The sequence below is a fragment of the Photobacterium sp. NCIMB 13483 genome, assembly GCF_003025475.1.
Taxonomy (GTDB): Bacteria; Pseudomonadota; Gammaproteobacteria; order Enterobacterales; family Vibrionaceae; genus Photobacterium; species Photobacterium piscicola.
The window spans coordinates 1-14,586 of record NZ_PYLV01000014.1 but is presented as its reverse complement, the minus strand read 5'-3'; the positions used below and the strand labels follow the sequence as shown (position 1 = coordinate 14,586).

Annotated in this window: 16 protein-coding genes; 7 read left to right on the top strand and 9 right to left on the bottom strand. The window is 42.5% G+C overall.

Going from position 1 to position 14,586, the window contains the following annotated elements:
• Window positions 1–152 precede the first annotated feature (152 nt).
• Complete coding sequence (gene rsmI, locus C9I86_RS12095) at window positions 153–1,013, bottom strand: 16S rRNA (cytidine(1402)-2'-O)-methyltransferase (protein ID WP_080158323.1); 861 nt, start codon at window positions 1,011–1,013, stop codon at window positions 153–155.
• Window positions 1,014–1,074: 61 nt separating this feature from the next.
• Here rsmI and C9I86_RS12090 point away from each other — a divergent pair, with 61 nt between their 5' ends.
• The 4 genes from C9I86_RS12090 to C9I86_RS12075 are packed head-to-tail and all read left to right on the top strand — an operon-like array spanning window position 1,075 to window position 4,413.
• Window positions 1,075–2,922 (top strand): penicillin-binding protein activator, encoded by a 1,848-nt coding sequence (locus tag C9I86_RS12090; RefSeq protein WP_107276454.1) that lies wholly within the window; start codon window positions 1,075–1,077, stop codon window positions 2,920–2,922.
• Complete coding sequence (locus C9I86_RS12085) at window positions 2,900–3,274, top strand: YraN family protein (protein WP_107276453.1); 375 nt, start codon at window positions 2,900–2,902, stop codon at window positions 3,272–3,274. The genes C9I86_RS12090 and C9I86_RS12085 overlap by 23 nt, the downstream gene beginning before the upstream one ends.
• Window positions 3,275–3,276: 2 nt before the next feature.
• Window positions 3,277–3,867: a phosphoheptose isomerase gene (locus tag C9I86_RS12080; protein ID WP_080158325.1), complete on the top strand. Its 591-nt coding sequence runs from the start codon at window positions 3,277–3,279 to the stop codon at window positions 3,865–3,867.
• Window positions 3,868–3,870: 3 nt separating this feature from the next.
• Entirely contained in the window at window positions 3,871–4,413 is a 543-nt protein-coding gene (locus C9I86_RS12075; RefSeq protein ID WP_080158326.1) for a BON domain-containing protein, read from the top strand.
• 73 nt (window positions 4,414–4,486) lie between these two features.
• Here the strand turns inward: C9I86_RS12075 and sspB are convergent, their stop codons facing one another.
• The 8 genes from sspB to zapE all read right to left on the bottom strand — a co-directional run bounded on the left by sspB (window position 4,487) and on the right by zapE (window position 11,081).
• The gene (gene sspB / locus C9I86_RS12070) at window positions 4,487–4,993 is read right to left on the bottom strand and encodes a ClpXP protease specificity-enhancing factor (protein ID WP_080158327.1); all 507 of its coding nucleotides are present in this window, start codon (window positions 4,991–4,993) and stop codon (window positions 4,487–4,489) included.
• A gap of 2 nt (window positions 4,994–4,995) precedes the next feature.
• Window positions 4,996–5,634, bottom strand: coding sequence for a stringent starvation protein SspA (gene sspA, locus C9I86_RS12065; RefSeq protein ID WP_080158328.1), 639 nt, complete (start codon window positions 5,632–5,634; stop codon window positions 4,996–4,998).
• Window positions 5,635–5,719: 85 nt separating this feature from the next.
• Window positions 5,720–6,457 carry a cytochrome c1 gene (locus C9I86_RS12060; protein WP_107276452.1) on the bottom strand — a complete coding sequence of 246 codons (738 nt, stop codon included), beginning with the start codon at window positions 6,455–6,457 and terminating at the stop codon, window positions 5,720–5,722.
• Window positions 6,454–7,719 carry a cytochrome bc complex cytochrome b subunit gene (locus C9I86_RS12055; RefSeq protein ID WP_080158330.1) on the bottom strand — a complete coding sequence of 422 codons (1,266 nt, stop codon included), beginning with the start codon at window positions 7,717–7,719 and terminating at the stop codon, window positions 6,454–6,456. The genes C9I86_RS12060 and C9I86_RS12055 overlap by 4 nt, the downstream gene beginning before the upstream one ends.
• Window positions 7,719–8,309 (bottom strand): ubiquinol-cytochrome c reductase iron-sulfur subunit, encoded by a 591-nt coding sequence (gene petA / locus C9I86_RS12050; RefSeq protein WP_107276451.1) that lies wholly within the window; start codon window positions 8,307–8,309, stop codon window positions 7,719–7,721. Before petA ends, C9I86_RS12055 begins: the two co-directional genes overlap by 1 nt.
• Before the next feature lie 490 nt (window positions 8,310–8,799).
• Window positions 8,800–9,192 (bottom strand): 30S ribosomal protein S9, encoded by a 393-nt coding sequence (rpsI, locus tag C9I86_RS12040; RefSeq protein ID WP_036793177.1) that lies wholly within the window; start codon window positions 9,190–9,192, stop codon window positions 8,800–8,802.
• Window positions 9,193–9,207: 15 nt separating this feature from the next.
• A complete protein-coding gene (rplM, locus tag C9I86_RS12035) occupies window positions 9,208–9,636 on the bottom strand; it encodes a 50S ribosomal protein L13 (protein ID WP_060998308.1) in 429 nt (142 codons plus the stop codon).
• A 299-nt stretch (window positions 9,637–9,935) separates the two neighbouring features.
• On the bottom strand, window positions 9,936–11,081 hold the full coding sequence (gene zapE / locus C9I86_RS12030; RefSeq protein WP_107276499.1) for a cell division protein ZapE: 1,146 nt from the start codon (window positions 11,079–11,081) through the stop codon (window positions 9,936–9,938).
• Window positions 11,082–11,274: 193 nt separating this feature from the next.
• On the opposite strand from zapE, the gene zapG reads away from it, so the two are divergent.
• The 3 genes from zapG to degS all read left to right on the top strand — a co-directional run bounded on the left by zapG (window position 11,275) and on the right by degS (window position 14,422).
• Entirely contained in the window at window positions 11,275–11,736 is a 462-nt protein-coding gene (gene zapG / locus C9I86_RS12025; RefSeq protein WP_080158401.1) for a Z-ring associated protein ZapG, read from the top strand.
• Window positions 11,737–11,837: 101 nt separating this feature from the next.
• Window positions 11,838–13,208 (top strand): Do family serine endopeptidase, encoded by a 1,371-nt coding sequence (locus C9I86_RS12020; protein WP_080158333.1) that lies wholly within the window; start codon window positions 11,838–11,840, stop codon window positions 13,206–13,208.
• Window positions 13,209–13,345: 137 nt separating this feature from the next.
• Window positions 13,346–14,422, top strand: coding sequence for an outer membrane-stress sensor serine endopeptidase DegS (gene degS, locus C9I86_RS12015; RefSeq protein WP_080158334.1), 1,077 nt, complete (start codon window positions 13,346–13,348; stop codon window positions 14,420–14,422).
• Window positions 14,423–14,586 lie beyond the last annotated feature (164 nt).

The window sequence follows — 14,586 nt, the reverse complement described above, 5'->3', positions numbered from 1 at the left end:
GCGGCGAATTGTATAAGACAACGCTCACAGTTACCAGTGAAAAAATCACCAAAATTACAGCTTGAACAAAAAACCAACGGCTGATTTTTAATTCGTAGATAAAAACCACGCTATATCACACAGTAAGTAAACTGCCGCCTGCAAATATCCGCTTATTCTAAATTTTCAAGGCCCCACTTATACAATGCATTTTTCTTCCCGCCATGAATTTCAGCCGCCAAAGCTGCTGCTTTTTTAAGAGGCAACTCTTTTGCAAGCAAGGTCAGTGTACGTAAAACCTCAACTGATAATTCGTCTTTCTGAGCGCGATGCCCTGCAACTAAGACCACCATCTCACCACGAACACGATTACTGTCTTCTGCAATCCAATCGATCAACTCGCCAAGAGGCGCGCCATGGATAGTTTCATAAGTTTTTGTTAACTCACGCGCTAATACTACTTGGCGATCAGGGCCAAGCACGGCTAACATATCACTTAGGGAATCATTAATACGATGTGGCGATTCATAAAAGATCAATGTTCGCGCATCATCAGCTAATGCTTGAAAACAATCGCGGCGACCTTTACTTTTCGGAGGAAGAAAACCTTCAAAGCTAAAACGGTCAGAAGGTAAACCAGAACCACTCAAGGCTGTAATTACAGCACATGGACCAGGTAATGGCACAACTTTAACACCCGCATGACGACAGCGATTAACAAGATGATACCCTGGATCACTGATCAGCGGCGTACCAGCATCGGACACAAGCGCAATGCTAGTACCTGCCTGAAGTTTCTCAATCAAAAAGTCAGCTTTTTGCTGTTCATTATGATCGTGAAGCGCAAAGGTGCGGGTCGAGATAGAGAAATGGGACAACAATCGCGATGTATGACGTGTATCTTCAGCAGCAATTAAATCTACGTTTGCTAATACGTCTAATGCGCGCTGCGTTATATCAGCAAGATTACCGATAGGTGTTGGTACGATGTACAAAGTTGCGACATCTACCATGCCTGAATTGCTCTCACTCATTTGTCTAAGATCTCATCTGCAATTAATATCAAGAGTAATTTGTCACAGTTGAATAAATTCAATGCCCAATTTTACCCATAAGCGTAAAAGTGTATCACGACTGATGGCGCCTGTAGCCCTTGCTGTTGCTTTAGCAGGGTGTAGCACGCCAAACCTGTACAATAATCAGGTGCCATTAACGGATATCACTGCGGTAGCCGCTCAAAGCTCAGCCGCCTATTTAAGTAAAGCCAATACCAGTGATGGCGCAGAGCGTACTAACTGGGAGATCATGGCCGTTAAAGCAATGATCCTCGAAAATAAATGGCAACAAGCCGATCAATGGATTGCTAAATTATCACAGCAATCTATGAGCCCAACTCAAATTGCGGAATGGCAACTCGCGCGTGCAATGGTACGTGAGCACCAAGGGCAACCACAAGCGGCACTGAACAGTTTAAACTTTCAGCCATCGTGGTCACTAACCAAGAGCCAGTATCAACGTTATTACATGCTACGCGCTAACTTATTGGAACAATTGAATCATCCGTTCCAAGCCGCACGCGAGCGTACAAAACTTGATTTCTATTTAGATCACTCACAAAAAGCCGCTAACTGGCAGCAAGCTTGGCATGACCTATCAGGTTATACCAATGCTCAATTAGGCAGTGTTAAGCTAACGGATAACGACAGTGTGCTCAAAGGTTGGGTTGAACTCGCGATGTTGAAAAACAGTGCGACGTTGCCACCAATGCAACTGAAACAAGCCATCGAACAATGGTTATATCGTCATCCTAGCCATCCAGCAAACCAATATTTACCGGCCGATTTAAAAGCGTTAATCGAAATGAAAGCCGTTAAGCTGGATAATATTGCTTTGTTATTGCCACTTTCAGGCCGTTTTGCCGCACAAGGTAAAGCGGTTCGCGATGGTTTTATCAATGCTATGATGGATGATAAAAGTCGTGATACGAATAATGAGCTCAATATTTATGATACTGAAGCTCAATCAATACCTACTATCATGGCACAACTACAACAAAACGGTACTCAGTTTGTTGTAGGGCCATTACGCAAAAATGTTATTACTGCATTCCAGCAAGATAATACTAGCCATATCAACATGCTAGCATTAAACATGCCACCACAAATCAGTAATAATAAGCCTAATGCTTGTTATTTTGCGCTATCACCAGAACAAGAAGCCCAACAAGCGGCTGAACGTATTTATGCTCAAGGTCACCGTAACCCTACCGTATTAGTACCTTCCAATAGCTATGGTCAACGCGTTGCACAAGCATTTAGCCAACAATGGGCTCAGCTTGATGGTCAACCAGCGTTAACGGTTAGCTTTGGTAATCAGGCGCAAATACCACAACAAATAAGAAGTGCTTTTGGTCGTGGTGCAGGCAGTCATGCTGATGCAATCTATATGGTCGCAAGCCGCAATGAATTGATGATGCTAAAACCGTTCATTGAAGCTGCTATGCCGCCAACGGGTGATCCAGCACAGATCTATGCGAGCTCACGCAGTAACCCAGACAGCCATAACACTAACCGTGAATTACGCGGTATTGAAATTAGCGACATTCCATTACTGATCAATCCACATTCAGCTTATATGGAACGCTTTAATCAATTGTGGCCAAATCAAGGTAACACCAGTATCCGTTTACATGCCTTTGGTATGGATGCTTACGCAATCGCCAAGCAATTACCTGAGATGCGTGCTAATCACCATCACAGTATTCAAGGTGAAACAGGACAACTGGCGGTAAATAACCAATGTGTTGTGCAACGACAAATTGATTGGGGTAAATTCAGTAGTGAAGGCATTACTCCACTATCAACCACTCAAATGCCAGCAGCCACTATCTCTGATATGCCAGATAGCATAGACCTGATCAGTGGTGATACGCCTGCCCAGTAAGCGTCAGATTGGCCAAGCCTATGAACTAATGGCGGAACAATATTTGTGCCGCCATCATCTGACCCCTATCGCTCGAAATTTTAGCTGTCGTAGCGGTGAGATTGATTTAATCATGCAACAAGGTAAGTGTTTGGTGTTTATTGAAGTAAAATACCGAACGCAATCTCATTATGGTTCTGCAGTTGAAGCGGTTAATTGGCATAAACAACAAAAGCTCAAACGAGCGGCTTTTTTTTGGATGCACAAAAATGGCTTCTCAATTGAGCATTGTCAATTTCGTTTTGATGTCATTGCCATCCAAGGTCACCACCACCATATTGAGTGGTTTACTAATATATTAGTTGAAGGTTAGTCATGCTAGATAGCATTCGAGAAAGTTTTACCGAAAGTATTCAAACCCAAATTGCAGCAGCGGAAGCTTTACCTGATGCGATTTCAAAAGCCGCTCAAGTGATGGTTCAAAGCTTATTAAATGGCAATAAGATTTTAAGTTGTGGTAATGGTGGCTCTGCAGCCAATGCTCAACAACTCGCATCATGCTTAATCAACCGTTTTGAAATTGAACGTCCAAGCCTGCCTGCCCTTGCATTAACCGCAGATACTACCGTTTTAACGGCCATTGCTAACGATTATCACCACGATGAAGTTTTTTCAAAACAAGTTCGTGCGTTAGGCCAAGCGGGAGATATTTTATTAGTGCTATCAACCAGTGGTAACAGTAAAAATATCATCAAAGCCATGGAAGCGGCACTCGCACGAGATATGAACATCATCGCCTTAACAGGTAAAGATGGCGGTGAAATGGCGGGATTATTAGGCGTGCAAGATGTTGAAATTCGTATTCCATCCCAACGCACGGTGCGGATTCAAGAAGGTCACTTATTAACGATTCATTGTTTATGCGATTTGATTGATCAAGTTTTATTTCCACATAACGAAGGCTAATCAATGAAGTGGTTATTGACGTTACTCGTTATATCTAGTCTATCGCTATCAGGATGTTCGGTTTTTTCAACCAATGATCCGCGAAATAACACTCAACATTGGCAAGATCAAAAAATAGACATGGATATTGCTGGTATTGCTCATACTCGTGAATACACCAAGCAATTGAGCATAGATAGCGTAGCCTTAAATGGCACGGTATTGGTGGTTGGTCAAGCGACATCACAGCCGCTTAAACAAGCCTTTATCAATCAAGTACGCCATATTCCTGATGTTGATCGTGTTTATGATCAAATCCAAGTACGTCCCTTGTTAACAATGGCAAACATCAGTGAAGATGCTTGGCTAACCACTAAAGTAAAGTCGCAACTGATTGCCAGTAAGCAACTAACCAATGTAGTTATCAAGGTGATCACGGAAAATAAACGGGTATTTTTATTAGGTTATGTCGCTCCAGAACAAGCCACAATAGCAACCAATGTTGCGCGTAATGTCTCAGGGGTTGAACATGTTATTACCCTGTTTGAAAAACCGTTAACGCACTAATCCCCTTGTTGATTATCAAGCGAAAAAAAACGCAGCCACTGGCTGCGTTTTTTGTTGTAGCTGATTGCCAATATTATTTGACAACACGTAAGCTTGGACGACCACGTGGACGTGGTGGCTCATCATCAGGTTCATCACCTTCAGCCGCTTCAGTAACGACTGCAAATGGTGACACTGAAGGAGCAACAACATCATCACTGCTCTCGTCTTCTAACGCTTGCTCATCATCATAGATAGCTGTATCAGTATCATATGCTGCTTCTGGCTCGAACATGGTTCCTGCACCGTTTTCACGCGCATAAATAGCCAACACAGCATACATAGGTACGATAACTGAGTGTGGACGACCACTGAAACGCGCACTAAAGCTTACCGCTTCATTGCTCAGTTCTAAGTTGCCCACCGCCATTGGAGCGATGTTAAGGATGATTTGACCATCACTCACAAACTCCATTGGCACCTTAACCCCAGGTAAAGTCGCATCAACGACTAAATGTGGCGTTAGGTCATTATCAACCAACCAATCATAAAACGCGCGCAACAAATAAGGGCGGCGCGGCGTCATATTTTCGATATCCATAATTACTGGCCAGCTAAACGCATTTCACGTTCAGCTTCAGTTAAAGAAGCAAGGAATGAATCACGTTCAAATACGCGCGTCATGTATGCTTTCACTTCTTTAGCACCAGTACCACTTAGCTCAATACCCATTTCAGGTAAACGCCATAGTAGTGGAGCAAGGTAGCAATCAACTAAGCTAAATTCATCACTCATAAAGAATGGGTATTCAGCAAATACAGGTGCTAACGCTAATAACTCTTCACGTAATTGCTTACGTGCTTTATCGGCTTCATCAGCAGTACCTGAGTTAATCTTATTCGCTAGTGAGTACCAGTTACGTTCAACACGGTACATCATTAAACGACTATTACCACGGGCAACAGGATAAACAGGCATTAGAGGTGGGTGAGGGAAACGCTCATCCAAGTACTCCATGATAATGTTAGCTTGGTATAGCGCTAATTCGCGATCAACCAATGTTGGAACTGAACTGTATGGGTTCAGTTCTAACAGATCTTCCGGCAGGCTCATTGGATCAACCAGCTCAATTTCAACACTAACGCCTTTTTCAGCTAGTACGATACGCACCTGATGGCTGTAGATGTCTGAAGCATCAGAATACAGAGTCATCACAGAGCGTTTATTGGCAGCAACAGCCATCAACCCCTCCAGTATATTTAATACACAAAAAGCAATGGAGGCTTGAGCCCCCATTGCGAGATTCTTAACCCACTAGATTACCTTATCAGTGGACATCACGCCAATATTCTTTCTTCAACAACACAGTTAATACTAAGAATATAACAATAAATCCCATCACCCACAGCCCTAATCGCTGTCGTTCCAACTTCATTGGCTCAGCGGAATAATCTAAAAAATTCACCAAATCACGTACCGCAGTATCGTATTGTTGTGAATTTAAGCGGCCACTGCCATCGGTTTCAATGCCCATCAAAACTTGAGTTGGACTGCCATCGATCATTTGAGTTTCATAGATTCTACGCGGTACCCCTTGTAATTCTTCTAATACATGGGGCATTCCAACACTAGGAAAAAGGCTATTATTCACTCCAAACGGACGCTCAGGATCAGCATAAAATGAATGTAAATAAGTATATAACCAATCAGTTCCTCGCACCCTTGCCACCATAGTCAAATCAGGTGTAGGCGCACCAAAAGAAGCTGCAGCGTATTGTTTTGACATTGCATTTGTCATTAAATCGCCAATTTTTGCATTCGGGTTAAACATTAAATTTTGCTGCATAAGATCCAAAGGGATCCCTAAATCTGTAGCAACCCTTTCATAACGTTGATATTGAGTCGAATGACAACCTGCACAATAATTGATAAACAATTGCGCACCACGTTGTAAAGACGCTTGATCGGTTAAATCATTATTTGCAGCTTGTAAATTGGCGCTTCCACCACCAGCAATAGCACTGGTCGGCAGCCACAGCAGTAATGCTACAATCCATTGTTTCATTTGAAGTTCACCCTCTTCGGTAGCGGTTGAGTCGCTTCATTTTTACTGTAGAAAAACAACACAATAAAAAACATAAAATAGGTAAAACTAAACATCTGCGCTAATACTGTAAATAATGGAGTAACAGGCAACGCTCCTAAAATGCCCAACGCAATAAAACTCACCGTAAACTGAGCCAAATTAATCAAATGCCATTTACTGCGATAACGGAACGAGCGCACTCGACAACGATCAAACCATGGTAACAAGAACAGAAAGATGATCGCAGCCCCCATCGCTGCAACCCCAAGTAGCTTATCAGGCACAGCGCGTAAAATGGCATAAAACGGAGTGAAGTACCAAACAGGAGCAATATGCTCAGGCGTTTTCATCGGGTTAGCCGCTTCAAAATTTGGCGCTTCTAAAAAATAGCCGCCCATTTCAGGTGCAAAAAAGATCACATAACTAAAGAACAGTGCAAATATAGCGACGCCAATCAAATCTTTTACCGTCCCATACGGATGAAAGGGGATCGAATCAATAATGTCGTATTTTTTAGTATAGTCTTCATGAAACGTAAACTGGGTCTGATAATCATCGCCTTGGCTACCTTTCGGTAACTTAGTATCAATGCCATCAGGATTATTTGAGCCTACCTCATGCAACGCCAGCACATGTAATACCACCAGCAATAACAACACTAACGGTAATGCAATAACATGCAATGCAAAGAAACGGTTAAGGGTTGCGCCAGAAATAACATAATCACCACGAATCCATAAGGTGAGATCATCGCCGATCACAGGGATCGCACCAAACAAGGAAATGATAACCTGTGCCCCCCAATAAGACATCTGCCCCCACGGTAGCAAATATCCCATAAAAGCTTCAGCCATTAGCACTAAAAAGATCAACATTCCAAACAACCATAATAGCTCGCGTGGTTTTTGATAAGATCCATAAATTAGGCCACGGAACATATGTAAATAGATCACCACAAAAAATGCGGATGCGCCGGTCGAATGCATATAGCGTAATAGCCACCCATACTCAACGTCACGCATGATGTACTCAATGGAGGCAAATGCACCATCGGCTGACGGTACGTAATTCATGGTTAGCCAAATTCCCGTAATAATCTGATTCACCAGTACTAGCATCGCTAAAGAACCAAACACATACCAAAAGTTAAAGTTCTTTGGCATTGGATATTGAGACAAATGCTTACGGTATGCATTGGTTACAGGTAATCGTTTATCGATCCAATCAACTAAGCCCGCCATTATGCCGTCTCCTTATCAAGCCCAATCAAAATGGTGTCATCGTTCAAAAATTGATGTGGCGGCACCACCAAATTAAGTGGAGCTGGAACGCCTGCAAATACTCGCCCTGCCATATCAAAGGTTGAACCATGACACGGACAAAAAAAGCCAGCGGCAATACCACTGACTTGATCATTAAAGCTATGGGGTAAATACGTTGGCGAACACCCAAGATGAGTACAGATACCGACAGCTAAAAATATTTCAGGCTTTAATGAACGGTAAGCATTTTGGGCATAATTCGGTTGCTGTGGTTCATCTGAATCGGGATCTCGAAGTTGATTATCATGGGTGGTTAACTGTTGTAAGACGGCCTTACTGCGGCGCACAATCCACACAGGCTTTCCTCGCCATTCAACACGAATCATTTGTCCATCAACTAATTTACTAATGTTGACTTTAACTGGAGCACCAGCCGCTTTCGCTTTTTCACTGGGGTTCCATGATTTAATAAATGGGATTGCAATCGCAACCGCACCAATACCGCCAACAACCGATGTTGTCGCCGTTAAAAAGCGACGTCTTCCATTATTTATTCGCACATTGCTCATCCATTTTCTCCAATAGCTCCTGCTTGGATTTTTTATTGGTTCTTTTTTATATCCCTGATATTTAACTTGAGGCCTAACTAAAAAGAATACAGTAACAATTTTGCTACAGTTTTAAATTATCGCCAACATCTAAAGAATAAGTAAAGGTCAACATATTCACAAGTTCAAGCCCTTGTTTAGCAACAAATGTTGGATATAGGGTGTTTTTCGTTATTATGCATGGGTGTTTATAGGAAAACAGCAGGTGCGAGGTGCGAGGTGCGAGGTGCGAGGTGCGAGGTGCGAGGTGCGAGGTGCGAGGTGCGAGGTGCGAGGTGCGAGGTGCGAGGTGCGAGGTGCGAGGTGCGAGGTGCGAGGTGCGAGGTGCGAGAATATTCTATTGAAGATAAGAAACAATACTTTCATAGAAAATAATCAAAAAAAAAGCCCAACCCGAGGGCTGAGCTTTTCTGTACACAGTAAACCAGATATAAAATCTGGAAGCGTAATATTAACGCTTAGAGAACTGTGGACGACGACGTGCTTTACGTAGACCAACTTTCTTACGTTCAACGCAACGAGCGTCGCGAGTAACGTAGCCAGCTGCACGTAGAGCAGGACGTAGAGTTTCATCGTATTCCATAAGAGCACGAGTGATACCGTGACGGATAGCACCAGATTGACCAGTGATACCACCACCTTTAACAGTGATGTATAGGTCAAAATTCTCAGTCATACCTACAAGCTCAAGAGGCTGAAGAACTACCATGCGCGCTGTTGGGCGGCTGAAGTACTCTTCGATGCTACGCTTGTTGATTACGATGTTGCCAGTACCCGGTTTGATGAAAACGCGAGCTGCTGAGCTTTTACGGCGACCAGTGCCGTAGTATTGATTCTCTGCCATTGTCATAATTCCCAATTAGATGTCTAGTACTTTAGGCTGTTGTGCAGCATGGTTGTGCTCAGTACCTGCGTAAACTTTAAGCTTACGGAACATAGCACGGCCTAGAGGACCTTTTGGAAGCATGCCTTTAACAGCAGTTTCAATAACCATTTCTGGTTTCTTAGCAATTAGCTTATCAAAGCTGATTGACTTAAGGCCGCCGATGAAGCCAGTGTGGTGGTGGTACATTTTATCTGTACGCTTTGCACCAGTTACTGCTACTTTCTCAGCATTGATAACTACAATGTAGTCACCAGTGTCAACGTGTGGAGTGTACTCCGGCTTGTGCTTGCCACGTAGACGAGAAGCGATTTCAGTTGATAGACGACCTAGAGTTTTACCTTCAGCGTCAACAACATACCAGTCACGTTTTACAGTTTCTGGTTTAGCAACGAAAGTTTTCATGCTAATTAATACCCATTATTTAAATAGTTTCACTTACTAGAACCATCGAATGATGATTCCTCTGTTAAGAGCCCAGTCATCACCCCTTCGAGTGGGTGGCACTCCTGGCTTTCGCCATACAGGTACGGTGGGTCGCAAGATTATAGAGAAGGGTGCGGAAAAAATCACCTTTTTTCCCAAAAAAATTGTTTTTTTTTCATATCGACGCTCATTAATTGCTAATTAGGCCAATAAATCACAATTTAAAGTGTGTTAATTACCCTTTAGATATGACGAATCTTAAAAAAACGAATTTCCCTTTATTCATCGACCAAATGAGGTCGAGCTAAATATTGTTCACTTTGCATTTCAATTAGCCGCGAACAACAGCGTTTAAATTCAAACAGTAATCGTCCGTTAATATAAAGCTCAGTTAAAGGCACTTCCGCGGAGATAATTAAGGTGACATGGCGTTCATAAAACTCATCCACCATCGCAATAAAGCGCCGAGCGGCATCTTGGTGCTCAGTCATCACGCGAACATCAGCAACTAACACTGTGTGGTACAGCTGAGCGATTTCAATATAATCATTTTGACTGCGCGCCGTTTGGCATAATTGATAAAAACTAAATTGCACGATGCCATTCGCCTCACGTTGAGCCGTGATTGAGCGCTGATTAATAACAATTGTTTTCTCACTATAACGAGGCTCAAAACTTAGCTGTTCAAAATAATCCGCTAAATTTTGATTAGCTTGCGGCCCTAACGGTGAATAATATATTGCCGCTTGCGCCAATGACCGTAAGCGATAATCAATCCCCGCATCAACATTAACCACCTCACAATGTTGCTCAATAAGTGCAATCGCAGGTAAAAATCGTGCACGTTGCAAACCATTTCGATATAACTCATGGGGAGCGATGTTCGACGTTGCGACTAAAGTAATGCCGCGTTGAAATAAGGCTTCAAGTAACGTTGCCAAAATCATCGCATCGGTAATATCACTGACAAAAAATTCATCAAAACAAATAATATCGGTTTGTTGTTTAAAATTATCCGCCACATGATCCAATGGATTCTCAATGCCATCAAGTTGTTGCAGCTGTTGATGAACCCGATACATAAAACGGTGAAAATGAATTCGCATTTTTCGTTGGGTTGGCAAACACTCAAAAAAGGTATCAACTAAATAGGTTTTTCCACGTCCGACTCCACCCCAAAAATACAGCCCTCTAACTGGCACGATATCTGCTTTAGTCTTTGGTGTTAACAATGTTGACGATAGCAATAATGCTTTGGTTGCAGAAGATAATCGTTGCCATCGCGTCGTAATGGGTAATGGTGCAACAGGTTCCAGCAACCGATGATATAAATCATCCAGATGCGTAACGGCATTGGCTTGGGCTGGGTCTGCAAAAAAATCAATACGTTGCAGATCGGCATGGTATTGCGTGAGCGGTGTCAGCGTCGTCATTTGATGAGATCCCTTTTCATCTATTACTGGAATAATCACAGCATACGTCATCACAATATATGATTGAATCAGTATCATGCGCAACTAGCTCAAGGTATAGTAGTAGCGTTATTACGCTCGAACAAACAGCGACTTGACTGAAAAACACGTATTAACACTAAAATCACAAGGAGTTATCATGGTTATGAGTTGGATTATTGCAATTGCTATTTTTATTGCGGGAATCTTTGTTGGTTCCATTATAAGTCGGTTAACAAACAAAAACCAAAATCAGCACTCGTCATTAAAAAAAGATCTCGATAAATCAAAATATGAATTAGAGCAATATCGCCAAGAACTTGTCGACCATTTTGCTCGTAGCGCTGAGTTACTCGACAATGTATCTAAAGATTACGGTAAGCTCTATGAGCACATGGCCAAGACATCAGCGGAGTTGATGCCTAATTTACCGACCCAAGACAATCCATTTGCACAACGAATCACCACCTTAGAGCCAGTGGAAAACGACACCCCCATTGAAGATGAAGTAATGGATCACCAACCGCGTGACTACGCCAATGGTGCAACCGGCTTGTTTAGTGATAAGCCAACCACCATTAAAGATAACGATATGGCGGCATCAGCACAGTCAGCAAAAGCAAGCTAGTCGTCACTTATACGATCAATACTTCGCTTCAAAAGCATAATTTGGGGAACTTAATTCCAGTTAACAAGTCATAATTTAACTTGTTAACTCGGAGTTAAATCATGCGTAAAAAAAACCTTTTCGTTATTAGTGCATTAGCGTTAACTGTTAGTACGCTTATGGCACCACTGACAGCGAATGCTGCTCTTCCTATCACGGTAAGTAATCAATCTGTGCCTAGTCTTGCGCCCATGCTTGAGCAAGTCACACCAGCCGTTGTCAGTATCGCCATAGAAGGTAAACAAGTTTCAAAGCAACATGTACCAGACGCTTATCGTTTTTTCTTCGGCCCTGATTTCCCAACTGAGCAAGTTCAAGAACGTCCTTTTCGAGGGCTAGGATCTGGCGTTATTATTGATGCTAATAAAGGCTATATTGTTACTAATCAACATGTCATCAATAACGCTGATAAAATCATGGTTCAACTATATGATGGCCATGAAGTTACCGCAAAACTGATTGGCAGTGATAAATCATCTGATATTGCTTTACTGCAAATCGACACGCCAAAAAAATTAACCGCAATTAAATTAGCGAATTCCGACAAATTACGTGTGGGTGATTTTGCGATTGCGATTGGTAACCCTTTTGGTCTTGGACAAACAGTGACTTCTGGGATTGTGTCCGCTTTAGGTCGTAGTGGCTTAAACCTTGAAAATATAGAAAACTTTATTCAAACCGATGCTGCAATTAATAGTGGTAACTCTGGCGGCGCACTGATTAATCTCAATGGTGAATTAATCGGTATTAATACAGCGATCCTTGCGCCTGATAAAGGCAACGTCGGTATTGGTTTTGCCATTCCATCCAATATGGTAAATAACCTTACAGCGCAAATCATTAAATTTGGTCAAGTTCGCCGTGGTACCTTGGGTGTACAAGGACGTGAACTAACCGCAGAATTAGCACAAACATTTGGCTATGACACCAATCAAGGTGCCTTTGTAAACCAAGTAATGCCAAATTCTGCCGCCCAAAAAGCAGGCTTAAAAGCAGGCGACATTATTATTGCAGTAAATGGCGATCCTATTCGTTCCTTCAGTGAATTACGAGCAAAAGTAGCGACATTGGGCGCGGGTAAAACCCTCACTTTAAAAGCTATGCGTAACGGTAAATTACAACAATTCACGGTCACGTTAAGTGCCAGTGCTGACAACCTTGTTAATGCTGATGATCTTCACTCAAGCTTAAGTGGTGCGCAATTTAGTAACACCACCGTTAATGGTAAAGCGCACGGCGTTGAAGTTACACAATTAACAAAGGGCTCATTGGCTGCGCGTTCAGGGTTATTAAAAGGTGATATTATTATTGGTCTTAACCGCCTTGCTATTAATAATCTGGGTCAATTACGTAAAGCATTGGCGCATCCACCCAAGGTTATCGCACTTGAAATTCAACGCGGCAATAATGTGCTGTATCTTATTATTCGTTAATTTTAACGTATCAATACGCGTGAAGGTCTGATTGTGGGACGAATTTAACAACGGCATCAATGCCAATAGTTGGTCTCACCTAAGAGGGGTGCTATTCTGTTAGCACCTTTTTATTTCTCATTTTATAAGGACTGTTAATGCTAGCATTTCTTGGTCGTTCAATTTTTCTCGGCCTTATCACTGCTATTATTGTTCTGATTGCAGTCCCTGATTTACGTCCGACGACGCCAGTGTCCTTATCATTACCCGATAACAACTCAACCCCCCTTTCTTTTAATTATGCTGTGCGACGAGCGTCACCTGCCGTAGTTAATATTTATAATCGTCGCTATGACAACAGTAATAGCCAAGAACGAGAATTGCGCACCCAAGGCCTTGGCTCCGGTGTCATCATGAGTGATAAAGGCTATATCGTTACTAACTATCATGTTGTGGCACATGCAGATCAAATCATTGTTGCGCTACAAGACGGTCGAGTACTGAATGCACAATTAATTGGCTTAGACCAACTAACGGATCTGGCTGTATTAAAAATCAATGCCGATAACCTGCCCGTTATTCCGGTTAATTCACACTATAAAGCTGCTGTTGGTGATGTGGTATTGGCAATTGGTAATCCCTATAATCTTGGTCAAACAACCACCTTTGGTATTATCTCCGCCACGGGCCGTTCTGGCATGAGTTTTTATGGACCACAAGATTTTTTACAAACAGACGCGGCGATAAATAAAGGTAATTCAGGCGGAGCACTGGTTAACACTGACGGCGAGTTAGTGGGCATTAACACCGCTTCTTTTCAGCAAGCTACCGACATTGAAACCTATGGTATTTCATTTGCGATTCCCTACCAGTTAACAATTAAGATCATGCAAAAACTGATTGCTGATGGTCGAGTTATTCGAGGTTGGATTGGCATTCAAGGACGTGAAATCAACCCACTAATGGCGCGACTTTATGATGTAGCGAAAGTGAATGGCATTATTGTTGATGGCATGGATCCAACTGGCCCAGCATCAAAAGCAGGGTTTAAGAAAAATGATATTGTGATTGAGATAGCAGGTAAAGAAGTCACTAATGTGCAAAGTGTGCGTGATATCGTCACGGATATTCGCCCGGGCACCCATATTGAAGTGAAGATTCTACGTAACGGTAAGCCAATGATGATCCCGGTTACGGTTGCCAATCGACCTCCACTAGCGAACCCTCCCAAATAATAACAAATAACAGTCACAAAAAAGCCTCGCACGGTGCGTAATGCATGTGAATTAAGATAATTTACGCTTCCTTGAAGGCCTAGTCGCATAGCGACTAGGCCTTTTCTTTACTGCCCTTGGATAACTTCTTTCCTGCCTTTCTGGTAGTACAAAGCTTTCTGCCA